The organism is Isoptericola sp. NPDC056573, assembly GCF_042793335.1.
In the GTDB taxonomy this organism is placed as follows: domain Bacteria; phylum Actinomycetota; class Actinomycetes; order Actinomycetales; family Cellulomonadaceae; genus Isoptericola.
In genome coordinates, this window is sequence record NZ_JBHTUY010000008.1 from 16,803 (window position 1) to 38,174 (window position 21,372).

The 21,372-nt window shown below is 74.3% G+C and carries 24 protein-coding genes; 4 read left to right on the plus strand and 20 right to left on the minus strand.

The window, feature by feature from the left end; genetic code table 11:
• Positions 1-25: 25 nt before the first annotated feature.
• The 10 genes from ACFQ8E_RS14580 to ACFQ8E_RS14625 form a co-directional block, all read right to left on the minus strand.
• Positions 26-757 carry a glutamine amidotransferase gene (locus ACFQ8E_RS14580; protein WP_430551285.1) on the minus strand — a complete coding sequence of 244 codons (732 nt, stop codon included), beginning with the start codon at positions 755-757 and terminating at the stop codon, positions 26-28.
• Positions 754-1,722, minus strand: a complete 969-nt coding sequence (locus tag ACFQ8E_RS14585; RefSeq protein ID WP_430551286.1) for a bile acid:sodium symporter family protein — start codon at positions 1,720-1,722, stop codon at positions 754-756. Before ACFQ8E_RS14585 ends, ACFQ8E_RS14580 begins: the two co-directional genes overlap by 4 nt.
• 79 nt (positions 1,723-1,801) lie before the next feature.
• A complete protein-coding gene (locus ACFQ8E_RS14590; protein WP_430551287.1) occupies positions 1,802-2,614 on the minus strand; it encodes an ABC transporter permease in 813 nt (270 codons plus the stop codon).
• The gene (locus ACFQ8E_RS14595; RefSeq protein ID WP_430551288.1) at positions 2,611-3,594 is read right to left on the minus strand and encodes an ABC transporter ATP-binding protein; all 984 of its coding nucleotides are present in this window, start codon (positions 3,592-3,594) and stop codon (positions 2,611-2,613) included. Before ACFQ8E_RS14595 ends, ACFQ8E_RS14590 begins: the two co-directional genes overlap by 4 nt.
• 68 nt (positions 3,595-3,662) lie before the next feature.
• The gene (locus tag ACFQ8E_RS14600; protein ID WP_430551289.1) at positions 3,663-4,433 is read right to left on the minus strand and encodes a hypothetical protein; all 771 of its coding nucleotides are present in this window, start codon (positions 4,431-4,433) and stop codon (positions 3,663-3,665) included.
• A 5-nt stretch (positions 4,434-4,438) separates the two neighbouring features.
• Complete coding sequence (locus ACFQ8E_RS14605) at positions 4,439-5,212, minus strand: hypothetical protein (RefSeq protein ID WP_430551290.1); 774 nt, start codon at positions 5,210-5,212, stop codon at positions 4,439-4,441.
• On the minus strand, positions 5,209-6,171 hold the full coding sequence (locus ACFQ8E_RS14610) for an ATP-binding cassette domain-containing protein (RefSeq protein WP_430551291.1): 963 nt from the start codon (positions 6,169-6,171) through the stop codon (positions 5,209-5,211). Before ACFQ8E_RS14610 ends, ACFQ8E_RS14605 begins: the two co-directional genes overlap by 4 nt.
• Positions 6,168-6,563: a GntR family transcriptional regulator gene (locus tag ACFQ8E_RS14615; protein WP_430551292.1), complete on the minus strand. Its 396-nt coding sequence runs from the start codon at positions 6,561-6,563 to the stop codon at positions 6,168-6,170. Before ACFQ8E_RS14615 ends, ACFQ8E_RS14610 begins: the two co-directional genes overlap by 4 nt.
• A gap of 104 nt (positions 6,564-6,667) precedes the next feature.
• The gene (locus tag ACFQ8E_RS14620) at positions 6,668-7,213 is read right to left on the minus strand and encodes a hypothetical protein (protein WP_430551293.1); all 546 of its coding nucleotides are present in this window, start codon (positions 7,211-7,213) and stop codon (positions 6,668-6,670) included.
• A 143-nt stretch (positions 7,214-7,356) separates the two neighbouring features.
• Positions 7,357-7,851 carry a DUF6194 family protein gene (locus ACFQ8E_RS14625; protein WP_430551294.1) on the minus strand — a complete coding sequence of 165 codons (495 nt, stop codon included), beginning with the start codon at positions 7,849-7,851 and terminating at the stop codon, positions 7,357-7,359.
• Between the two features lie 39 nt (positions 7,852-7,890).
• Here ACFQ8E_RS14625 and ACFQ8E_RS14630 point away from each other — a divergent pair, with 39 nt between their 5' ends.
• Together ACFQ8E_RS14630 and ACFQ8E_RS14635 are read left to right on the plus strand one after the other, a co-directional pair.
• Positions 7,891-8,616 carry a MerR family transcriptional regulator gene (locus ACFQ8E_RS14630; protein WP_430551295.1) on the plus strand — a complete coding sequence of 242 codons (726 nt, stop codon included), beginning with the start codon at positions 7,891-7,893 and terminating at the stop codon, positions 8,614-8,616.
• Positions 8,617-8,627: 11 nt separating this feature from the next.
• A complete protein-coding gene (locus ACFQ8E_RS14635; RefSeq protein ID WP_430551296.1) occupies positions 8,628-9,440 on the plus strand; it encodes an alpha/beta fold hydrolase in 813 nt (270 codons plus the stop codon).
• A gap of 112 nt (positions 9,441-9,552) precedes the next feature.
• Here ACFQ8E_RS14635 and ACFQ8E_RS14640 read toward each other — a convergent pair whose 3' ends face one another.
• The 7 genes from ACFQ8E_RS14640 to ACFQ8E_RS14670 all read right to left on the minus strand — a co-directional run bounded on the left by ACFQ8E_RS14640 (position 9,553) and on the right by ACFQ8E_RS14670 (position 16,727).
• On the minus strand, positions 9,553-10,671 hold the full coding sequence (locus ACFQ8E_RS14640) for an aspartate-semialdehyde dehydrogenase (protein ID WP_430551297.1): 1,119 nt from the start codon (positions 10,669-10,671) through the stop codon (positions 9,553-9,555).
• A 7-nt stretch (positions 10,672-10,678) separates the two neighbouring features.
• Complete coding sequence (locus ACFQ8E_RS14645; RefSeq protein ID WP_429734073.1) at positions 10,679-11,983, minus strand: aspartate kinase; 1,305 nt, start codon at positions 11,981-11,983, stop codon at positions 10,679-10,681.
• Positions 11,984-12,105: 122 nt separating this feature from the next.
• On the minus strand, positions 12,106-12,510 hold the full coding sequence (locus ACFQ8E_RS14650; RefSeq protein WP_430551298.1) for a 4Fe-4S dicluster domain-containing protein: 405 nt from the start codon (positions 12,508-12,510) through the stop codon (positions 12,106-12,108).
• Positions 12,507-14,141 (minus strand): FAD-binding protein, encoded by a 1,635-nt coding sequence (locus ACFQ8E_RS14655; RefSeq protein ID WP_430551299.1) that lies wholly within the window; start codon positions 14,139-14,141, stop codon positions 12,507-12,509. The genes ACFQ8E_RS14650 and ACFQ8E_RS14655 overlap by 4 nt, the downstream gene beginning before the upstream one ends.
• Positions 14,138-14,854: an ABC transporter ATP-binding protein gene (locus ACFQ8E_RS14660; RefSeq protein ID WP_430551300.1), complete on the minus strand. Its 717-nt coding sequence runs from the start codon at positions 14,852-14,854 to the stop codon at positions 14,138-14,140. Before ACFQ8E_RS14660 ends, ACFQ8E_RS14655 begins: the two co-directional genes overlap by 4 nt.
• On the minus strand, positions 14,851-15,735 hold the full coding sequence (locus tag ACFQ8E_RS14665; protein WP_430551301.1) for an ABC transporter permease: 885 nt from the start codon (positions 15,733-15,735) through the stop codon (positions 14,851-14,853). The genes ACFQ8E_RS14660 and ACFQ8E_RS14665 overlap by 4 nt, the downstream gene beginning before the upstream one ends.
• Positions 15,735-16,727 carry an ABC transporter substrate-binding protein gene (locus tag ACFQ8E_RS14670; RefSeq protein WP_430551302.1) on the minus strand — a complete coding sequence of 331 codons (993 nt, stop codon included), beginning with the start codon at positions 16,725-16,727 and terminating at the stop codon, positions 15,735-15,737. The genes ACFQ8E_RS14665 and ACFQ8E_RS14670 overlap by 1 nt, the downstream gene beginning before the upstream one ends.
• Before the next feature lie 237 nt (positions 16,728-16,964).
• Here ACFQ8E_RS14670 and ACFQ8E_RS14675 point away from each other — a divergent pair, with 237 nt between their 5' ends.
• Positions 16,965-18,737 carry a peptidoglycan recognition protein gene (locus ACFQ8E_RS14675; protein WP_430551303.1) on the plus strand — a complete coding sequence of 591 codons (1,773 nt, stop codon included), beginning with the start codon at positions 16,965-16,967 and terminating at the stop codon, positions 18,735-18,737.
• Here ACFQ8E_RS14675 and ACFQ8E_RS14680 read toward each other — a convergent pair.
• Positions 18,734-19,510 (minus strand): TSUP family transporter, encoded by a 777-nt coding sequence (locus ACFQ8E_RS14680; RefSeq protein WP_430551304.1) that lies wholly within the window; start codon positions 19,508-19,510, stop codon positions 18,734-18,736. The two genes, ACFQ8E_RS14675 and ACFQ8E_RS14680, sit on opposite strands and share 4 nt — an antisense overlap.
• A gap of 91 nt (positions 19,511-19,601) precedes the next feature.
• On the opposite strand from ACFQ8E_RS14680, the gene ACFQ8E_RS14685 reads away from it, so the two are divergent.
• Complete coding sequence (locus tag ACFQ8E_RS14685) at positions 19,602-20,129, plus strand: SRPBCC domain-containing protein (protein ID WP_430551305.1); 528 nt, start codon at positions 19,602-19,604, stop codon at positions 20,127-20,129.
• A gap of 9 nt (positions 20,130-20,138) precedes the next feature.
• On the opposite strand, the gene ACFQ8E_RS14690 is transcribed toward ACFQ8E_RS14685, so the two are convergent.
• On the minus strand, positions 20,139-20,708 hold the full coding sequence (locus tag ACFQ8E_RS14690) for a DUF5063 domain-containing protein (RefSeq protein ID WP_430551306.1): 570 nt from the start codon (positions 20,706-20,708) through the stop codon (positions 20,139-20,141).
• Positions 20,709-20,768: 60 nt separating this feature from the next.
• On the minus strand, positions 20,769-21,368 hold the full coding sequence (gene recR / locus ACFQ8E_RS14695; protein ID WP_429766609.1) for a recombination mediator RecR: 600 nt from the start codon (positions 21,366-21,368) through the stop codon (positions 20,769-20,771).
• Between the last annotated feature and the right edge of the window lie 4 nt (positions 21,369-21,372).

Below are 21,372 nucleotides of genomic sequence, written 5' to 3' on the forward strand. Positions count from 1 at the left end.
ACCGTGCACGTGGCCCTGACAGGTCTCAGCGGGCGTAGCGGGCCACGAAGTTCGGCAGGATCTTCATCGGCTCGGTGACCTGGTGCTCGCGGGAGCGCGCGACGATGCGGTCGCCCTCCTCGGGCGGGAAGTACCCGTACGTGCGATACACCTCGACCCGCTGCTCGATGCCGGCCAGGTCCAGCTCGGGGTGGAACTGCGTGGCGTACAGGTTCCGGCGCACGCGGAACATCTGGACCGGAGCGTCGGCGGAGCGGGCGAGCAGGGTGGCCGACGGCGGCAGCTCGCGCACCGCCTCCTTGTGGCCGAGGTACGCGGTGAAGCGGGCGGGCACCCCCGCGAGCAGCGGGTCCTCCAGCCCCTCGGGGGTCAGCTCGATCTCGGCCGGGCCGACCGGCTCGGCGTAGGTGCGGTCGACGACGCCGCCCTGGTGGGTGCCGAGCGTCCCGACGCCGTAGCAGGCGCCGAGGAACGGGAAGTCGCGCTCCACGAGCACGTCGAGCAGGGCGGCCATCTCCCGTTCGACGCGACGCTGGACGTCGGACTTCTCGGGCTCGGGATCGGAGGAGTTGAACGGCCCGCCCCCGACGATCACCCCGGAGAGCGCGTCGAGGTCGACGTGGGGCAGCGGCTCCCGCTCGAGACGCACGCGCCGCAGGGACGCGGGCGTCAGCCCGGAGTAGCGCAGCACGGCCTCGTACTCGCCGTCGGCCGCGGCGTCCTCCGCGCGGGTGCCGAGGAAGAGGAACGGCCTCACGGTCGCAGGCTAGACGCCCCGGCGGACGCACGCCGGTCGTCCGTGACGACGGGACGCCGCGCCCAGAACGACGCGAGCGCGGAGCCCGAGACGTTGTGCCACACCGAGAACAGCGCGGCGGGCAGGGCCGCCGCCGGCGTGAAGTACGTGGTGGCGAGGCTGGCCGCGAGGCCGGAGTTCTGCATCCCCACCTCGACGCTCACCGCGCGGCGCGCGGCCTCGTCGAGCCGGGCCAGGCTCGCGGCGCCGTAGCCGAGCAGCAGCCCCAGGCCGTTGTGCAGGATGACGGCGAGCGCCACGAGGATCCCCGTGCTGAGCACGGCGTCGGCGTTCGCGGCGACGATCCCGGCCACCACGATCACGATCCCGAGGACGGAGACCAGCGGCAGGTAGGGCAGCAGGTACCGCTCCACGATCCCGCCGGCGAACGTCCGCACCAGCAGGCCCGCCAGCACGGGGAACAGCACGATCTGCACGATGGACGTGACGAGCGCGCCGTAGGTGACGTCGAGCTGCGACCCGGCGAGCCACAGCACGAGGGCGGGGGTGAGCACGGGCGCCAGCAGCGTGGACACCGAGGTCAGCGTGACCGACAGGGCCGTGTCGCCCTTCGCCAAGTAGACGATGACGTTGGACGCCGTGCCGCCGGGGGCGGCGCCGACGAGGATCATGCCGATCATCGCCTCGCCCTCGAGACCGCACAGGTGCCCGATCCCCCACGCCAGCGTCGGCATGATCGTGAACTGGGCGACCACGCCGAGCAGCACCGCCCAGGGCCGCCGCACGACGAGCCCGAAGTCGGAGCCCCGCAGGGTGAGCCCCATCCCGAACATGATGATCCCGAGGAACAGCGGGGTCTGTGCCGCGATCGGAGACAGGGCGTCCGGTGCGAGCAGCCCCGCCACCCCGCCCAGCACCACGAGCACCGCGAACCACTTCCCGGCGAGCTCCGCCACTCTGCGCATGGGCCGGGACTCTACCGTCCGTCCGGGCAACCGTGCGTGCGGCGGAGAGCCTCCCGGCGGGAGGCCCTCCGCCGCGAGGTCAGGACCAGCGGAAGAGGCGGGCGGCGAGCGGCAGCAGCACGGCCGTCCACACCACCATGACGACGCACTGCAGCGCCGGGAACCCCTCGCCGAACCAGCCGGCGTCCATGGCCTGCGTCGCCGCACCCATCGGCGTGAACTGGCCGATGTCCCGGATGACGTCCGGCATGATCGGCCCCGGCGTCCACAGCCCGGAGAGGAACAGCAGCGGGAAGTAGACGAGCGACCCGATCGCGTTGGCCGTCGACGGCTTGTTCACCACGGCGGACAGGAGCATGCCCAGGGAGAACATCGCCAGCATCCCCAGCACGAACGCGAGGACGACGACGCCGAGCTGGTTCGGGCGCACGATGCCGAACGCCACCTGCGCCACGACGAGGGCGAGCGCCACCCCGGCCAGCGACGTGACCACGTTGATGATCAGGTGCACCAGGATGAGGACCTGCGGACGCATCGGCGTCGTGGACAACCGCTGGAGCACGCCCTTGTCGCGGAAGGTCGCGAACGTCACGGGCAACGACAGGACGGCGAGCGTCCCGATCGCCATGGCGAGCACCGTGGGCAGGTACGTCGCGATCGGCGTCACGCCGTACCAGATCGAGTCCGGCGGGGCGTCGGTGATCGGCTCTCGCATGCCGGGGATGGCGAACCCGACGCCGAGGAGGATGACCGACGGGAACAGCACCCCGAAGAACACCGACCCGAAGTCGCGCAGCCAGACGGCGGTCTCGATCCGCAGCAGCGGCCCGAACCCGCGCCAGCCGCGGCGGGGCAGCCGCACGGGGGTGGCCGTGGAGATGGCGGTGGTCATGACCGTGCTCCTTCGCTGACGAGCGCCGACTGCGCCTCGGGGTCGTACGTGCGGCCGGTCACGGCGAGGAACACGTCCTCGAGCGACCGGGTGACCGTGCGGACGTCGTCCGGCACGAGGTCCGCGGCGGCGAGCGCCGGGACGAGAGAGAAGAGCACCCGGCGGGTGCCCGTCACCGCGATCTCGACGTCGGACCCGTCGAGCGGTGCCACCGCCTCGACCTCGGGGTCCCGGTCGGCCAGGACGGCGAGCTCACGGCGCCCGCGCTCGACGTCCTGCGGCGCGAACCGCACGACGACCGTGCGCCCGCCCTCCAGCCGGTCGATGAGCTCGGTGGGCGACCCCTGGGCGACGACCCGCCCGGCGTCGATGATGACGAGGCGGTCGCACAGACGCTGGGCCTCCTCCATGAAGTGCGTGACGAGCAGGACCGTCACGCCGGCCCGCCGGACACGCTCGACCAGCTCCCAGGTGGCGCGCCGTGCCTGCGGGTCGAGGCCCGTCGTGAGCTCGTCGAGCACCGCGATCTCCGGGTTGCCGACGAGAGCGAGGGCGATCGAGAGGCGTTGCTTCTGACCGCCGGAGAGGGTGGCGAACCGCCGGTCGGCGTGCGGCGTCAGGTCCAGCATCGCCATCAGCTCGGCCGGGTCGGCCGGGTCCGCGTAGAAGCCGGCGAACAGCTCCAGCGCCTCCGCCACCGTGATCTTGTCGTGCAGCGTGGCCTCCTGGAGCTGCACGCCCAGGACGTCCCGCACGGCGGCGGGGTCGCGCTGCGTGTCGATGCCGCGCACGCGCACGGTGCCGCCGTCGGCCTGCCGCAGGCCGGCGAGCGTCTCCACGGTGGTCGTCTTGCCGGCCCCGTTGGGGCCGAGAATGCCGAAGATCTCGCCGGGCTGGACGGCGAACGACACGTCGTCCACGGCCACCTTCGGTCCGTACGTCTTGCGGAGGTTTCTGACCTCCACGATGGGGTCGGCCATCTCGGTGCTCCTCTCGGTCGTGCGGTTCAGGGGTCCTCGGTGTTCTCGGACAGCGAGGTTCGGGTGGTTCACGGCCGGACCCGCACGCGGGCCATCAGCCGGAGAGCTCCGACGCCGGCGACCGCGACGGCGAGGACGCCGCCGATCGCGACGACGAGCGCCGCGACGACGGGGTCGTCGTACCCGCCGCGCAGCGGGATGCCGAGCAGACCGGTGCGCGTCGACAGGTCGACGATCGCGAGCGGGACCAGCAGCGGGACGGCGTGCAGGGGGCCCAGGAGGTACAGGCGCACCGGCAGCGCCCGGTAGTAGCCGATCGCCGCGGCGCCCACGAGCGCATAGGTCGGGACGACGAGGGTCTCGCCGACGATCGTGACGACGATCCCGGCGACCGTGTCGAGCGGCAGCGGTGTGGCACCTCCCGGCCACGGCTCGTCGATGGCACGGAAGACCCGCTCCTCGGCGAGGGTGAGCAGGACCGTCAGCACGCCGAACACGGGGCCGACGATCGCTGCTCCCTGCAGGACACCGATGACGAGCGACCGGCGGGTCCCGCCCGCCGCGAGGTGCCCGCGGAGCCAGGCTCCGCAGTAGATAGCCGCGACCGCGAGGGCGACCCATCGCGCCGGAGCGCCCGCCAGCTCGTAGGTCAGGCCGACGAGCTCCCCGCCCCACTGGTCCACGGCGGCCGGGACCACGGCGACGACGAAGGCCCAGATGCCCCAGAACCAGGCGCCCGCGGCCAGCAGCCTCCGGACGAACCGGCGGCGGACCGCCGCCGACGCGACCCGCTGGAGCGTGCCGGCATCGGGTGTCGAGAGGGCCGTCGTGGTCGTCATCTCGCTCACCTCGTCGGCCGCAGTCGGAGGGAACGCACCTGCCACCACATCCAGCCGACGGCCAGGGCGAGGACGACGACCGCCTGCAGGAGGCCGAGCGCCGCGGGCGCCTGGCCCCCGCCGAGCCCGAGGCCGCCGAGGGCGTCCGCGAACGCCCCGTTGCGGGTGGCGTGGTCCACGAGGAACAGCAGGGCCAGGCCCGGCAGCAGGAGCGCCGTGCCGCGCCACACGCCGCACGTCCGGTACGCGGCCTGGGCGGCCATCCCGACCAGCATGTACACGACGACGGTGATCGCCTCCCCCACGCCGGTGACCACGAGCCACGCGCCGCCGGCGTCGAGACCGCTGCCGAGCTGCTCCCACTCCCAGCCGAGCGCCCCGAAGAGGCCGCGCTCCACGAGCAGCATCAGCGCGTACGCGGCGCCGTACGCGACGCCGGCGACCAGCGAAGCCAGCAGGCCGCCCACGGCCAGCGACCGGCGCGTGCCGCCGGCCGCCAGGTGCGGGACGACGAGCGAGGCGAGCGCGATCATGCCGAGAGAGAGCGCGAACCACGGGGCCGCGTACTCGGCGCCGGTCATCACTCCCCCGCCCATCACGCCCCCCGCCTGGTGCACGACCAGCGGCACGCCGACGGTCGTGACGAGGAAGATCGCCCAGAACACGCCCCCGATGACGAGCGACGCCTGGCCGACCGACCGCGCGACCCTGCGCACCGAGCGGGCGTGCACCCGGGCCACGAACGCGTCGCGGTCGGCGCGGGTGACGACGGCGCTCATCGCGGTTCCCCCGCCCGCTCGCCGTCCTGCGGCTGCGTGAGCCGCACGAACAGGTCCTGCAGCGGCAGGGAGCCGAGCTCGACGCCGGCCGCGCGCGCCGCGGCTGCGGCGCCGTCGTCCGGGGCTCCCTCGACGGTGACCTGCACCGTCGCGCCGAGGCGCTGGCGGTGCAGCTCGCGCCGGCCGCGGGCGAGCTCCTCGACCGCGGCGACCGGGCCCGTGAGGCTGAACCCGCGGGACTGCATCTCCTCCGCGGTCTCCGCGAGCAGCACGGCACCGCGGTGCAGCACGACGACGTCCTCGAAGAGTCGCTCGACCTCCTCGACCAGGTGGCTGGACAGCAGGATCGTGCGCGGGTGCTCGGCGTAGTCGGCGAGGATCTCGTCGTAGAACGCGTACCGGGTGGGCGCGTCCATGCCGAGGTAGACCTCGTCGAGGATCGTCAGCGGGGCACGCGCCGCGAGCCCGATGACGGCCCCGACGGCGGACCGCTTGCCGCGCGAGAGCGCGGTCGGCTTCTTGCGCGGGTTCACCTCGAACAGGTCGAGCAGGCGCGCGGCCAGGTCGGCGTCCCAGTACGGGCGCAGGTCGGCGTAGTACTTGAGGGTCTCGGAGACCCGCTCGTCGTCCATGAGGTCGCCGCTCTCGCGGACGAACTGCACGTTCGCGGTCACCCACGGGTTCTCCCACGGGTCCTCGAGCAGCTCGCCCGTGCCGACGCGGACCGTGCCCTCGGTGGGCCGGTTGAACGCGGCGAGCAGCGAGAGCAGCGTGGACTTGCCGGCGCCGTTGCGCCCGAGGATCCCGGTGATCACGCCGGGACGCAGGTCCAGGGTGACGCCGTCCAGGGCGGTGCCGCCCTCGTCCTTGACGGCCGCGCCGTCCATGGTCAGGCGGCGCTGCGCTCCGAACCGGACGACGACGTCGTCGAGACGGGCGCCGAAGGGTGCGGGGGTCATGACTCCTCCGTGGTGGTCGTGGGGCCGCCGGGCTTCCGGTGGCCGGTGCCGAGGACGTACGCGACGAGGTCGTCGGTCGGGATGCCGAGCAGGTCGGCCTGGGCGAGCGCCGGGCCGAGCACGTCGTCGAAGTACGCCTTGCGGTGCTGGTCCAGCAGCCGCTCGCGCGCCCCGGGGGCGACGAACATCCCCAGCCCGCGGCGCTTGTACAGGACGCCCTCGTCCACCAGGCCGGTGAAGGCCTTGGCGGCGGTGGCGGGGTTGATGCGGAACGTCGTGGCGAACTGAGTGGTCGACATGACCTGCTCCTCCTCCGCGAGCTCACCGGCGAGCACCTGCGCGCGGATCATCTGGGCGATCTGCACGTAGATGGGTTCGGGTCCGTCGAACACGCGGGCCTCCTCACGGCAGGTTCAGTGGTTCTGGGGTTCATTACTCGACTAATGAACCATAGACCCATGCCGGCGCGCAACCCTTTCCGGCAGGTCCGTCCCGCTCAGTGCGGCGAGCGCCGTCCGACCGCGGGCGCGACCACCGCGATCGCGGACGCCGCGAGCACGTGCCAGGCAGGGTGCGAGAGCGTCCCGACGACCGTGCCGACACCGAGCGCGGCCAGCGCCAGGAGCAGGCGGGGCCGCAGGCGCGGCCGGGCCCGGGCGCGCAGCAGCACGGCCACGACGGCGACGGCCGCCACCGCTCCCTGCGCGACGACGGATGCCCCGGGCCAGAGGGCCGCCAGCACGACGTCGGCCAGCATCGGGACGAGCCACCACCGGGCCCGCAGCCGCCGCCCGGCGAGGTCGGCGACGGCGTCCGCCGCGACGAGCGCGTACGCGCCCAGCAACGGCGGGTCGTGCACCACGGGATTCCACGAGGGCGCGGGGCCGTGCTGCACCACCGACCCGACGCCGACCAGCATCGAGAGGACGCCGAGCGCCACACGCGACGACGCCCCCGCAGCGCTCCGGTGCGCCGTCGTCACGATCCAGGCGCCCGCGACGACGAACGCGAGGCTCGACCAGGTGTCCGCGGACCACGACATCCGTCCAGTCAATGAGCCTGCCCGCGTCCTCGCCGCCGGAGCGACCGCCCGCCGGGGCGCGAACCACCTCGGCACGCCCTGGACTACCTCGGCAGGTCCGGAACTACCTCGGCACGGCCCGGGCTACCTCGGCACGGCGCGGGCTACCTCGCCGGGTCGGCCGGGCGGACGGGTGCGCCGAGCGACCGGCGGCGCTCGGACCGGCGGCGGGCGGCGTCGTGCGCCTCGTGCAGCAGCTCCACGACCCTGCGGCCCGTGCGCTCCCCCGGGTTCACGACGCACACCCACCCCAGGTCGCCGTACAGCGGGTGCGGGAGGAAGACGTCGGGGACGACGGCGCGCTCGGGCCCGCGGTCCCCGACGAGCGCCCGCAGCCGGTCTCGGCCCACGTGCACGTTCACGCGCCACCGGTCGGGTCGGTCGAGGTCGCACGAGACGTCGTCGGGGTAGTTCTTGGTGACGACCGTGCCGTACGGCTGCACGGCGGTCGGCACCTGGCCGTCGGGGGCGTAGTAGAAGAACGCGTCGCCCCAGGCGAGCTCGGGCGTCCCGTCGCCGGCGCGGGGCTGAAGGACGAGCACGCCCTCGAGCCGCCGCACGGCCGCGATGATCTGGTCCATACTCGGAGGCGTCGTCATGGTTCAAGCGTGACCTTGAAGTGCTTCTGTGGGGTGGGGATGGAGCGTCCGCTGCGGACCGTCGACGTCGCGCGCGCCACCGGCTACTCGGTGCAGCAGGTGCGCGACCTCGAACGGCTCGGTGTCCTGCCTCCCGCCGACCGCGAGCCGAACGGGTACCGCGCCTATGGAGCGCGTCATGTCCGGGCCGCGCGCGCCTACCGGGGGATCGCTGCGGCCGTCGGGCCCGTCGTCGCGCGGCGCACGATGATCGAGGTCCGGGGCGCGCCCCTCGTCGACGCGGCCGCCGCAGTCGACGAGCTGCACGCGCAGCTCGCCACGGAGCGCGCCCGAACCCTCCAGGCCCTCGACGCGCTGGCGATGATCCGGGCCGAGCCCGCGGACCCGTCGAGCGGCGCCGTCCTCACGATCACCGAGCTGGCCGACGCGCTCGGGGTGCGCACCTCCGCGCTGCGGCACTGGGAGGCCGAGCACCTGCTGACGCCCGGGCGGGTGGGCTCCCTCGGGGCGCGCGTCTACGACGCGGCCGCGGTCGCCACCGCCCGGGTGGTCGCCGCCCTGCGGTCCGCGGGGTACGGCATCCCCGCGCTGCGCGCCGTCGTGGGAGCGCTGGACGGCCTCGACGGCACGGTCGACGCCGAGGCCGCGCTGCGGGAGCGGCTGGAGCGGATCGCCGGACGGTCCGTGGCCCTGCTGCGGGCGGGGGCGGACCTCGCCGTCGTCGTCGAGCAGCCTTCGCCCGGCGACGCCGGACGCGACCGGTGATGCTGGGAACCGTGACGGAACCTGCCACCGGCCCCCGCCGCGACGCGGTCGTGGCCGGCATCCACGTCGTCGTCGACGGGCCGCCCGACGCGCCGCCGCTGCTGCTGGTGCACGGGTCGGGCGCGACGGCGGCCAGCTGGTCGCCCACGATCCCGGCCCTCGCCGCGTCCCGCCGCGTCCTCGCGATCGACCTGCCCGGCTGCGGCCGCTCGGCGCCGGCGCCCCCGTACGACGTCCCCGCGCAGGCCGACCGGGTCGCGGCGCTCCTCGACGAGCTCGGCGCGACCGCCGCGACCGTGGTGGGGCACTCCAGCGGCGGGTACGTGGCGACGGCGCTCGCCGAGCGACGCGCGGACCTGGTCGGCGCGCTGGTCCTGCTGAGCACCGGGCCGGCTCCGGACGCGATGCTCCCGGAGGCGGCGGTCGTGCGCGTCCTCATGGGACGACCGTTCGGCCCGCTGCTCTGGCCGCTGCGCACCACGGGCATGCTGCGCCGCGGGATCCGCTCGGTGACGGCACGCCCCGTGGTGGTGCCCGACGGCTTCCTCGCCGGCGTGCGCCGCACCCGCTACCGGGACTTCCGGCAGGTCATGGACGGCTACGCCGCCTACCTCGCCGAGCGGTCGGTGCCGGACCGGCTCACCGCCGCGGGGACGTCGCCCCTGGTGATCTTCGGAGACGCCGACCCGCGATGGGACCCGGCGTCCGCGCACCGCTACGAGGCCGTGCCCGGCGCCCGGCTCGAGTACCTGTCCGGGGTCGGGCACGTGGCCATGCTCGAGGACCCCGAAGGCGTGACGCGCCTGATCCTCGACGCGCACTGACGGCCGGGACGGCTCGGGGCCCGCCGACGATCGCTCGTCGTCGGGCCCCGAGCTACCCCGGCAGATCTCGCGCTACCTCGCGGGGACCGGAACTACCCCGGCAGATCTCGCGCTACCTCGCGGGGGCGGCCTCCGCCGCGTCGACGTCGTCGAGCGCGTCGAGCTCGGCCAGGTCCGCGGCGACGATCTCCGCGATCTGCACGGCGTTGAGCGCCGCGCCCTTGCGCAGGTTGTCGTTCGACACGAACAGCACGAGGCCGCGCCCGCCGGGCACCGACTGGTCGGTGCGGATGCGGCCGACGAACGACGGGTCGGCGCCCGCCGCGGCCAGCGGCGTCGGGACGTCCGCCAGCTCGACGCCCGGCGCGGCGGCCAGCAGCTCGCGCGCCCGCTCCGGGGTGATGGCGGCGCCGAACTCGGCGTGGATCGCCAGCGAGTGCCCGGAGAACACCGGCACGCGGACGCAGGTCCCCGCGACGGCCAGGTCGGGCAGGCCGAGGATCTTGCGCGACTCGTTGCGGAGCTTCTGCTCCTCGTCGGTCTCGCCGGAGCCGTCGTCCACGAGGTTGCCCGCCAGCGGCAGCACGTCGAACGCGATCGGCGCGACGTACTTCTCGGGCGACGGGAAGTCGACCGCCGCGCCGGAGTGCGCCAGCCCCTCGAGGTCGCCGGCGACGGCGGCGCGCGCCTGGTCGGCGAGCTCCTTGACCCCGCCGACCCCCGAGCCCGACACCGCCTGGTAGGTCGCGACGCGCAGGCGCTCCAGCCCGGCCTCGTCGGCCAGCGGCTTGAGCACCGGCATCGCGGCCATCGTGGTGCAGTTCGGGTTGGCGACGATGCCCTTGGCGGCGTCGGCGATCGCCTCCGGGTTCACCTCGGAGACGACCAGCGGGACCTCGGGGTCGAGCCGCCACGCGGACGAGTTGTCGATGACGACGGCGCCCGCCTCGGCGAACCGGGGCGCGTGCTCGCGCGACGTGCCGCCGCCCGCCGAGAAGATCGCGACGTCCACGTCCGCCAGGTCGTCGGTGGCCGTGGCGGCGACGTCCTCGACGACGACGTCCACGCCCTCGAACGGCAGCGTGCTGCCCGCCGAGCGCGCCGAGGCGAAGAACCGCAGCTCCTTGACGGGGAAGGCGCGCTCCGCGAGGAGACGCCGCAGGACGCCGCCGACCTGGCCGGTGGCGCCGACGACGGCGACGTTCACGCCGGTGGTGTTGATCTGGACCATCAGCGCGTCACCGCCCCGTGCCGGCGTAGACGACGGCCTCGCCGTCGGCGGAGTCCAGGTCGAACGCGGTGTGGATGGCGCGCACGGCGTCGTCCAGGGCGTCCTCCCGGGTGACCACCGAGATGCGGATCTCCGAGGTGGAGATCATCTCGATGTTGATGCCCGCGTCGCGCAGGGCGCCGAACAGGCGAGCCGAGACGCCGGGGTGCGACTTCATCCCCGCGCCCACCAGCGACAGCTTGCCGATCTGGTCGTCGTACTGCAGCGACGCGAACCCGAGCTCCTCCTGCAGCGCGTTGAGCGCGGCCAGGGTGCTGGGGCTGTCCGCGTGCGGCAGCGTGAACGAGATGTCCGTGAGCCCGGTGTGGGCCGCCGACACGTTCTGCACGATCATGTCGATGTTCGCGCCCGCGCCGGCCACGACCTCGAAGATGCGGGCCGCGGTGCCGGGCTTGTCCGGCACACCGACGACGGTGATCTTGGCCTCGCTGCGGTCGTGCGCGACGCCGGAGATGATCGGGGCTTCCATCTGGGTTTCCTCCTGCTCGGCCGCCGGGGCGTTCGGGTCGATCGCGTCGCCGTGCGTGCCGGTGACGAGGGTGCCGGTGGTGTTGCTGAACGAGCTGCGCACGTGCACGGGCACGTCGTAGCGGCGCGCGTACTCCACGGCACGCAGGGCCAGGACCTTCGCGCCGGACGCCGCGAGCTCGAGCATCTCCTCGTAGGTGACGCGGTCGATCTTGCGGGCGTTCGGGACGATGCGCGGGTCGGCGGTGAACACGCCGTCGACGTCGGTGTAGATCTCGCAGACGTCGGCGTCGAGGCCGGCCGCGAGCGCGACCGCCGTCGTGTCCGAGCCGCCGCGGCCGAGCGTCGTCACGTCGTTGGTGGAGCTGACCCCCTGGAAGCCCGCGACGATCGCGACCTGCCCCTTCTCCACCGTCTCGCGGATGCGGTGCGGCACCACGTCCACGAGCCGCGCGCGGCCGTGCACCGCGTCGGTCATGAGGCCGGCCTGCTGGCCGGTGAAGGACTTCGCCTTGACCCCGAGGTTCGTGATCGCCATCGCGAGCAGGGACATCGAGATGCGCTCACCGGAGGTGAGGAGGATGTCCAGCTCGCGCTGCGGGGGGAGGGGGGTGATCTGCCCGGCGAGGTCGAGGAGCTCGTCCGTGGTGTCGCCCATGGCGCTTACCACGACGACGACGTCGTTCCCCGCTCGCTTGGTCGCGGCAATCCGCTTCGCCACGCGCTTGATGCTGTGGGCGTCGGAGACGGATGATCCGCCGTATTTCTGCACGACTAGTGCCATTGTCACAACCTTCTGCTGGCCGGCCTCCGTCTCTCTCAACGGTCCGCCGGGGCGTGTGCTTGCCCGTCGATGCTACGTCGTCGTCACCTCGTGCCGTGGGCGTGGTCCAGGTCGTGAACACCTCACGGCCCGCTGTGCCACGTGGCGTCGGTCGTCGGCGCGGGGGCGGCGAGCCGCGCCTCGGCCAGAGGCGGGTGGTCCGCCAGTTCGGCGTTCGCGTCCCGCCTGCTCCCCGCCGTGCGACCGCCGCCCCACCCGAGGAGCGCACGGTAGGCGCCCAGCGACCCGGCCGCCGCGAGCACGTCCTCGTCCGCGTGCGGGCTTCCCGCCGGCGCGGGCCCGGCCAGGGGCGCCACGTACAGGGCGTCGGTGGGGCAGTACGCCTCGCACATGAAGCAGGTCTGGCAGTCCGACTGGCGCGCGACGACGGGCACCCCGTCCTCGCCGCGGTCGAACACGTCGGTGGGGCACACCCTGATGCAGATGTCGCACGAGATGCACCGGGCGGCGCTGACGACCTCGATCACGCGGGCACCTCCTCTCTCGTGGTGGACGGCGAGGCCGGCCGTGGGGCGGACAGCGGGGCCGGAGGCCCCTCGGGACGGGTCCAGACGCGGTCCAGCCCTCCCGTGAGGAGGCGGTGTCGCAGCCGCGGGTCGGCTGCGGGCGCATCGACCCGCCGGTGCATCCCCCGCGACTCCCCGCGCGCGAGCGCGGCGGTCGTGACCCAGCGGGCGTGCGCGACGAGCGACGCCGCGACGCGCGCCCGCAGCCGTTCCCGGCCCTCCCCCGCCAGCCCCGGGACGGCGGCGCCCCACAGCGTCTCGAGCTCGGTCTGCGACGCGCGCAGGCCCGCGGCGGTCCGCAGCACGGTGCGCGCCGGGGGCAGCACGTGCCGCTGGGCCGCGGCGATCACCTCGCGGGCGTCGACGTCGGCCGCCGCGCCGTCCGACGGCCGCAACCCGGCCCGGCCGAGCGCGTCGACCCGGTCCGGTACGCCGCCGCGGGCGAGGGCGAAGCGGGCGGCGCCCCGGCCCGCCCAGGTGCCCGACGAGATCGCCCAGGCGCCGTTGTGGCTGCCGCCGCCGCTGATCGCGCCGGTGACGAGCTCCCGGGTCGCGGCGTCGCCGGCGGCATAAAGGCCGGGCACCGTGGTGGCGCAGTCGTCGGTGACGACGCGCAGGCCGCCGGTCCCCCGCACGGTGCCCTCGTAGACCATCCGCAGCGGGTACGCCGTCGTGAACGGGTCCACCCCTGCCTTGTCCAGGGGGACGAAGTAGTTGGGCTGAGCGTCGCGCATCTTCTGGTGGATCTCGCGCGGCGCCCGGTCGAGGCGCGCGTACACGCGCTGCCCCTGCACCAGGAGCGACTGGGCGAGCTGCCGGCCTGGCCCGTCGTCGCCCGCGCCGAGCGCCTCGCCCCGCTCGTCGTAGAAGGTGGCCCACTGGAGCATCCGCCCCTTGGTGTGCACGCCCCACTCCGGGGCGAGCGCGTACGCCGTGGAGAACTCCATGCCGGACAGCTCGGCCCCGGCCTCCACCGCCATGAGGACGCCCTCGCCCGTGTCGACGTTCGTGCCGAAGCCGCCGGCGAGGGCGGCGCACCCGCCGGTGGCGACGACGACCGCGCGGGCGCGCACCCGCCACGGCCGTCCGCCGTCCTGGCGGGCGACGCCGGCCGCGCCGCTGACGACGCCGGCCCGGTCGGCGACGAGCTCGAGCGCCGGGTGGTGGTCGAGGAGTCGGACCCCCGCGCGGTGGACGGCCCGGCGCATCCGGCGCATGTACTCCGGCCCCTGGAGGCTGCTGCGCACGGGCGCCCCCGCGGCGTCGTGCGGGAAGGGGTAGCCCTTGGCGGCGAGCACGTCGAGCTGCTCCCAGGTGGTCTCCAGGACCCGGGCCATCCAGGTGTCGTCGGTGAGGTGGCCGCCCCTCTCGGCGCGCGCCCGGGCCGCCCGCACGCGGGCCTCGCCGGGCTCGACGAGCCACAGGTTGTTGCCGCCCGAGGCCGTGGCACCGCTGGTGCCGCAGTACCCCTTGTCGGCGAGCACGACCTCGGCCCCCGCGCCGGCGGCCGCCAGAGCGGCCCACGTGCCGGCGGGGCCGCCGCCGAGGACGAGCACGTCGGCCCAGGCCTCGAGGTCGTCCGCCCCGCTCACGTGCCGACCTTCTCGTCGACGCCGAGCTCGGCGAGCAGCCGGGCACGCAGGGCCGCGAAGCCGTCGACGGACCGGGATCGCGGCGCGTCGAGCGTCACCGGCAGGTCCAACGAGATCCGACCGGCCGTCAGGACGACCACCCGGTCGGCGAGGAGCACGGCCTCGTCGACGTCGTGCGTCACGTGCAGCACGGCGGGCCGGTGCCGCTCCCACAGGTCGCGCAGCAGCCCGTACATCTTGAGCCGTGTGAGGGCGTCGAGCGCGCCGAACGGCTCGTCGAGCAGCAGCAGCTGCGGCTCGCGCACGAGGGCCCTGGCGAGCGACACCCGCTGCGCCTCGCCGCCCGACAGCGTCCGCGGCCAGGCGTCGGTCTTGGACTCCAGCCCGACCTCCGCCAGGGCGGCCCGGCCGCGCTCCGCGGCGTCCGGCCCGCGGAGCCCGAAGACGACGTTCGCCAGCACGCGCCGCCACGGCAGCAGCCGGGGGTTCTGGAAGACGACGGCGGGCGACGGCACGACGCGCACGGTGCCGCCCACGTCGGGGTCGAGCCCGGCGAGGGTGCGCAGCAGCGTGCTCTTCCCGGACCCGCTGTGGCCCAGCAGCGCGACGAACTGGCCGCGCGGGACGACGAGGTCCAGCCCGTCGAGCACCACCTGCTCGCCGAACGCGCGTCGCGCGCCCCGCACGACGACGGCGTCCTGCGCCGCCGTCATGCCGCCACCCCCGTGAACCCCGCGCGCCAGGCGAGCAGCCGGTGCTCGAGGTGCCGCACGAGCGCGTAGCTGAGCAGCCCGGCGACGGCGTAGATGAGGATGATGAGCACCGACACGTCGAACTGCAGCATCGTCTGGGCGCGGGACATCAGGTAGCCGATCCCCTGCGTGGTGTTGATCGTCTCGGCGAAGATGAGGCTCAGCCAGGCGCTGCTGAGCCCGAGCCGCAGCCCCACGAGGAATCCCGGCGCGGCCCCCGGCAGCACCACCTGCGTCACCAGCTGCCACCGGCTGACGCCCAGCGTCTGGGCCACCTCGACGAGCTGCGCGTCCACGTTCCGGATGCCGCCGTAGGTGTTGATGTAGATGGCGATGCCCACGCCGAGCACGATGAGGACGATCTTGGGCTCCTCGCCGATCCCCATCCAGATGATGAGCAGGGGCAGGAGGGCGAAGTTCGGCACGGCCTTGAGGATCTGCATCGTGGAGTCCAGGAGGTCCTCCCCGGTGCGGGTCAGGCCGGCGACGACGGCGAGCGCGCCGCCGACCAGCACGCCGATCACGGTGCCGACGACGACACGCGCCAGCGAGGCCCCGACGTGCGTCTGGAGCTCGCCCGACACGACGAGCTCCCACGTACGGGCGGCGACCGCCAGCGGCGGCGGGAACAGGTCGCGGTTGAGCAGCCCCAGCTCGCTGGCGACGGCCCAGGCCAGGAGGAGCGCCACCGGCCCGGTCAGCCTCCGGACGCGGCGCGGCACCCGCGACCAGGGCCCGCGGCGGGGGCGCCCGCCGGCGGTCACGTCCACGAGGCCGTCCGGGGCCCCGCCCGCGGGGGCGGTCGCGGCGGCCGGTCGGCTCTCGAGCGTCGGCGCCGCCATCAGGAGACCCCTGCCCACTCGCGGACGTCGAAGGCCTCGTCGAACGCGCCGTCGTCGTGCAGGAAGTCGTGCGCGGACTGGAGCTGGTCCAGGCCGGCGTCGGGGTACGGCTCGAGGGTGAACTCGTCCTCGTGCGTCGCCTCGCGCACGAGGTCGACGTCCACGCCGTCCGTCTCGGCGACCCACTGCGTGTACTCGTCGAAGCGGTCGACGATGCTCTGGTTCGTCGCGACGACGGCACCCTGCCAGGCCTCGCGGAACCCGGGGTGGGCGTCGACGAACTCCGTCGACGCGATCGTCGCGCCGGTGCTCTCGAGGCCGTGGTCCGACGTGCGGTCGATGACGGGGAACCCCTTGCGCGCGAGCTCGACGGCGCTCGCACCGCCCACGAGGGTGGCGTCGACGGAGCCGGAGCTGAGCCCGGCGATCGACTCCGGGGTGCCGAGGTCCTTCACCTCGATCTGGTCGGCCAGGCCGGCGGCCTCGACGAGCTGGTGGGCGGACCGGTCGCGGATGGTGCCCTGCGGCGCCGTCACGTCCTTGCCGACGAGGCCCTCGATCGTGGTGGGGCCGCCGGGCGCGCCGATCAGCCAGGTGTCGCCGTTGATCGAGTCGAGCGCGAGCAGCTCGACCTCGGCCCCGTTGCCGCGGGCCGTGAGCGCCGGGTTGTCGCCCACCGCGGCGACGTCGACGGCGCCGCCCAGCAGCGCGGCGACGACGTCCTTGCCCGACTGGAAGAAGGAGTACTCGATCTTGTCGACGCCGGCGTCCTTCAGCTCGTCGAGCAGGATCCCCTCCTTGTCGCCCCAGCCGAGGGAGCCGGCCGGCGTCCCGGTGACGGACGTGGCGCCCACGCGGAGCGTCCCCACGGACGCGTCCTCGCCGGAGCCCGTGTCGGCCTGCGACGCCGCCGAACAGGCCGACAGGGCGACGACGAGCGCCGCCCCGAGCAGGGCGTGGGCGGGGCGGACGGAGAACGCGGGCACGGTCATGAGGACTCCTCGGAGACGGGCGGACGGGTCGTCGGCACGCGCCGGAAACTAGATCCCCCCGAGCGGATTGGTCGAGATCGGGGGAATCGTCTTGCCATCTGGACATCCGCCGTCTGGCGGATGAGGTGCGGCGCCACACGTCGACCGGCCCGTGCCGCCGTGCACCGCGTCGCACGCCCGCACGTGCCGGTCTATGTTGGCGTCGTCCACCTGCCATCCGTGCCAGGAGACCGACCGATGACAGCACACCGCTGGACATCCGCTGCCGCCACCGCCGTGGTGCTCGCGCTCGTCGCCACCGGGGCTCCCGCGGCCGTGGCGACGCCGCACCTCGCGGAGCGGTCCGCCACGACGCCCGCCGGAGGCTCCGCAGGCGACGACCCGTCCGCCGTCGAGGCGACCGTCAGGACTACCCCGGCGGGGGCACCCGACCCGGCCACCGCCCGCACCCTCGGCTCGGATCCGGCGCGGACCACGACCAGCGGGGACGTCCTCGCCGCCACCTCCGACGTCAGCGGGTTCGCGACCGTCGGGGTCACCTGGGCCGGTCCCGCCGGCGCCGGCCTGGTCATCAGGGCCCGCACCTCGGACGACGGGGGCGCCACCTGGTCGGGGTGGAGCCTCCTGGAGATCGAGGCGCTCGACCCCGACGCGGCCGAGGGCGGGTCCGCCCCCCTCGTCGTCGGGGACGTGGACCAGGTCCAGGTGGCGGTCGAGAACGTGGCGGCCGAGGACGTGCACGACGTCGAGCTCGTCGCCGTCGACCCCGGCCAGGGCGCGGTGGACCGAGCAGCCTCGGACTCGTCGCTCGACGACGCCGGCGGCTTGTCGCCCTTCGGGAAGGGTGCCGGCGGCGCCGTGTCGCTCGCCGGCGCCGTGGCGGCCGGGGACCAGCACGACGGGCCCGCCATCCGCTCCCGCGCCGACTGGGGCGCCGACGAGTCCCTCATGACCTGGACCCCTCGGCAGGGCCAGGTCAAGGGCGCGATCATCCACCACACCGCCGGCACCAACAGCTACACGTCCGCGCAGGTGCCGTCGATCATCCGCGGCATCTACACGTACCACGCGAAGACCCGCGGCTGGGGCGACATCGGGTACAACTTCCTCGTCGACCGGTGGGGCCGCACCTGGGAGGGCCGCGACGGCGGCGTCGAGCTCGAGATCGTCGGCGCGCACGCCGTGGGGGTCAACGACGAGACCGTCGGGGTGTCGGTCCTCGGCGACTACGAGCAGGCCACCGTCAGCGACGCGGCCGTCCGCGGCGTCATCGACCTGCTGGCCTGGAAGCTCGCCCTGCACGGCGTCCCCGCCCGCGGCCACACCACCCTCGACGGCTCGCGCGAGGCCAGGATCTCCGGGCACCGCGACGTGGGCAGCACCGCCTGTCCGGGGGCCTCGATCTACCGGCGCCTGGCCGAGATCCGCAGCAAGGTCGCGAGCGGCCAGGCCAGGTGGCGACACCTGTGGAACACGAGCACCGGGTACCTCGTCGAGTACCGCCCCCACCTCTCCCGCGACGAGGTGTGGTTCGTCTCCGGCGGCACGCGGCATCTCCTCACGAGCACCAGGGCTCGTGCGGCGCTGGCGGGGCGGCTCGGCCGGGCCTCGTACGCGAGCCACACGTTCCTGACGAGCCTGGAGCGGGGCACCGACTTCGACTCCCGCTGGGCCCGGGTGCCGTCCGGCCGCTACGTCATGCTGGACGGCAACGGCGACCTCATGTGGGCGACCGCCTGCGGCACCGTGCGCCACTGGGGTGGCGACTGCACCGACCCCCGGATCCCCGACAGGGCCAAGAACGCCTTCGACGTCGAGCCCATCTCGTTCTTCGCCAGGTCCGAGCGCACCGGCTACCTCTACCGGATCCACGACGGCCGCAGGGAGCGGGTGTACACCAGGGACGCCTGGTGGCGGCTCACCCGCGCGGTCGGCTGGACCCAGCTGCGGGACGTGAGGGTCACGTCAGCCCTGCTGAACGAGTTCCCCGCGGGCCCCTCGCACCGCTAGGCGCCGGTGACGACGTCGTAGCCCAGCTTCACGATCAGCGCGCCCACGACGACGACGAAGATGACGCGCACGAAGGCGCTGCCCTTCGCCACGGCCATGCGCGCCCCGACGTACGCGCCCACGAGGTTGGCGGCGCCGATCATCAGCCCCAGGCCCCACAGCACGGCGCCGTGCGGCACGAAGAACAGCAGCGCGCCGAGGTTGGTCGCGAAGTTGACGATCTTCGCCAGCGCCGACGCCGGCAGGAAGGCGTAGCCGAGCACGCTCACCAGCGCGATGACGAGGAACGTGCCGGTGCCCGGGCCGAGCAGGCCGTCGTACGCGCCGATGACGAGGCCGATGCCGGCGGCCGTCCAGCGGTGGCGGTTGCCCTCCCAGCGCAGGTTGTCGTGCGCGCCCAGCTTCGGCTTGAGCACCGTGTACGTGGCCACCCCGATCAGCACCACGAGGATGATCGGCTTGAACAGGTCGGCGGGGATGCGGCTGGCCAGCGCGGCGCCGCCGAAGGCCCCGGCCAGCGCGGCGAGCGCCATCGGGCCCGCCGTCGTGAGGTCCGGGCCCACCCGGCGGTAGTACGTGATCGCGCTGGTGGACGTGCCCATGATCGAGCCGAGCTTGTTGGTGGCCAGCGCCTGCACCGGCGAGATCCCCGGCACCAGCAGCAGCGCGGGCAGCTGGATCAGCCCGCCACCGCCGACGACGGCGTCGACCCAGCCGGCCGTGAGCCCGGCCAGCACGAGCAGCACGATGGTGAGGGTGTCGAGGTCGGGCACCGGGGAATCCTGTCATGCCCGCCGACGCCGACCGGCGCCCGTCCCACCGCCCACCGCCCCACGACCGCCGCCCCGTGCCACCCTGGGAGGCATGACGGACGAGCAGCGCCCCGCCGTCGCGGCGACCGGCACCGTCGAGCACGGGCCCGGCCGGCGCGAGCTCGTCGTCGTGCGCAGGTTCGACGCCGACGCCGCCGACGTGTGGGCCAGCATCACCGAGCCGGGCCTGCTCGAGGCGTGGGTCGGCCGCTGGGAGGGCGATCCGGCGACCGGCACGGTCCAGTTCTTCATGACCGCCGAGAGCCCGGACGCCGAGGCCGCCGAGTGCGTCATCACGCGGTGCGAGCCGCCGCGCGGGTACGCCGTCGACACGGCGACGCCGGGCGGGGTCTGGCACCTGGCGCTCGACCTCGCGGAGGCGGACGGGGTGACGACGCTGACGTTCCGGCAGCGGCTGGGCCCGGACGACGACGCCGCCTCGATCGGTCCGGGGTGGGAGTACTACCTCGACCGGCTCGTCGCGGTGCGCTCGGGGCGGGGTGCGGACACGGTGGCGTGGGAGTCGTACTACCCCGCGCAGCGCGAGCACTACGCCCGCGCGGCGACCGCCGCGGGCTGACGCCCCGGCTCAGGAGTGCAGGGCGTCGTACTCCGCCTCGGCGGCGACGTCGTCCGCGACGTCGAGCCGCAGGTGCGCGAGCACCCCCTGCAGCACGCGCAGCGCCGACGACGCCCGCTCGCCCCACGAGGACAGGTAGCTGAACTGCCACCACCACAGGCCCTCGAGCTCGTGCCCGTCGTCGAAGTGCTGCAGGCCCTTGGCGATCTCCTCGGCGACGCACGCCAGGTCACCGGACAGCGTCGCGGGCGCGACGTCGGCGCTCAGCGCCGGGTCGGACACCTCGACGTAGTCGTCGAAGCCGTCGAACATCTGCGCGAGCGCGTCGCGCAGCGGGTCCACGTCGGTCTCGGGCCCGGCGTCGGGCTCCCACCGCTCGGCGGGGACGACGTCCACGATCGCGGCGAGGCGCGCCCCCGCGGACAGCAGGTCCGACGTCGCGAGGATGAGCAGCGCGATCTCCGCGCCCGGTGCGGCGCCGGACGCGACCTGCGTCGTCGTCGACAGGAACGTCCGCGCCTGCGCGGACATCTGCTCGGCGACGTCCCGGAACTCGGATCCGGCCTCGATCTCACCCACGGGGTCCCCTCCTCCTGCGTCGTGGTCTCGACAGGCTCGACCGACGGCTGCGGGAGCCGGTCAGCCGCCGACGACCCGCCGGCCCTCGAACGCGCGACCGAGGGTCACCTCGTCCGCGTACTCCAAGTCTCCCCCGACGGGCAGACCCGACGCGAGGCGGGAGACGGTGACGCCCATGGGCGCGATGAGCCGCGACAGGTACGTGGCCGTCGCCTCGCCCTCGATGTTGGGGTCGGTGGCGAGGATGACCTCGGTGACCGTGCCGTCGGCCAGGCGCGTCATGAGCTGGCTGATGCGCAGGTCGTCGGGGCCGACGTTCTCGATCGGGTTGATGGCGCCGCCGAGCACGTGGTACCTGCCCCGGAACTCGCGGGTGCGCTCGATCGCGACGACGTCCTTGGGCTCCTCGACGACGCAGATCACGTCGTCGGAGCGGCGCGGGTCGGCGCAGATGCGGCATCTCTCCGACTCCGCGACGTTGCCGCACGTCTCGCAGAACTGCACGCGCGCCTTGACCTCGGTGAGCGCGTCGGCGAGCCGGCGCACGTCGGCGGCGTCCGCCGCGAGCAGGTGGAACGCGATGCGCTGCGCGCTCTTGGGCCCGACGCCGGGGAGGCGGCCGAGCTCGTCGATCAGGTCCTGGACTGCGCCCTCGTACACAAGG

Bases quoted from the DNA above. Each gene is read 5' to 3' on its own strand.
- ACFQ8E_RS14620 (WP_430551293.1), bottom strand. From the start codon at position 7,213: ATGTCGTGGTCCGCGGACACCTGGTCGAGCCTCGCGTTCGTCGTCGCG.
- ACFQ8E_RS14600 (WP_430551289.1), bottom strand. From the start codon at position 4,433: ATGACGACCACGACGGCCCTCTCGACACCCGATGCCGGCACGCTCCAG.
- ACFQ8E_RS14640 (WP_430551297.1), bottom strand. From the start codon at position 10,671: ATGGTCCAGATCAACACCACCGGCGTGAACGTCGCCGTCGTCGGCGCC.
- ACFQ8E_RS14610 (WP_430551291.1), bottom strand. From the start codon at position 6,171: ATGACCCCCGCACCCTTCGGCGCCCGTCTCGACGACGTCGTCGTCCGG.
- ACFQ8E_RS14595 (WP_430551288.1), bottom strand. From the start codon at position 3,594: ATGGCCGACCCCATCGTGGAGGTCAGAAACCTCCGCAAGACGTACGGA.
- ACFQ8E_RS14685 (WP_430551305.1), top strand. From the start codon at position 19,602: ATGACGGACGAGCAGCGCCCCGCCGTCGCGGCGACCGGCACCGTCGAG.
- ACFQ8E_RS14660 (WP_430551300.1), bottom strand. From the start codon at position 14,854: ATGACGGCGGCGCAGGACGCCGTCGTCGTGCGGGGCGCGCGACGCGCG.
- ACFQ8E_RS14645 (WP_429734073.1), bottom strand. From the start codon at position 11,983: ATGGCACTAGTCGTGCAGAAATACGGCGGATCATCCGTCTCCGACGCC.
- ACFQ8E_RS14585 (WP_430551286.1), bottom strand. From the start codon at position 1,722: ATGCGCAGAGTGGCGGAGCTCGCCGGGAAGTGGTTCGCGGTGCTCGTG.
- ACFQ8E_RS14630 (WP_430551295.1), top strand. From the start codon at position 7,891: ATGGAGCGTCCGCTGCGGACCGTCGACGTCGCGCGCGCCACCGGCTAC.
- ACFQ8E_RS14675 (WP_430551303.1), top strand. From the start codon at position 16,965: ATGACAGCACACCGCTGGACATCCGCTGCCGCCACCGCCGTGGTGCTC.
- ACFQ8E_RS14625 (WP_430551294.1), bottom strand. From the start codon at position 7,851: ATGACGACGCCTCCGAGTATGGACCAGATCATCGCGGCCGTGCGGCGG.
- ACFQ8E_RS14590 (WP_430551287.1), bottom strand. From the start codon at position 2,614: ATGACCACCGCCATCTCCACGGCCACCCCCGTGCGGCTGCCCCGCCGC.
- ACFQ8E_RS14665 (WP_430551301.1), bottom strand. From the start codon at position 15,735: ATGGCGGCGCCGACGCTCGAGAGCCGACCGGCCGCCGCGACCGCCCCC.
- ACFQ8E_RS14605 (WP_430551290.1), bottom strand. From the start codon at position 5,212: ATGAGCGCCGTCGTCACCCGCGCCGACCGCGACGCGTTCGTGGCCCGG.
- ACFQ8E_RS14670 (WP_430551302.1), bottom strand. From the start codon at position 16,727: ATGACCGTGCCCGCGTTCTCCGTCCGCCCCGCCCACGCCCTGCTCGGG.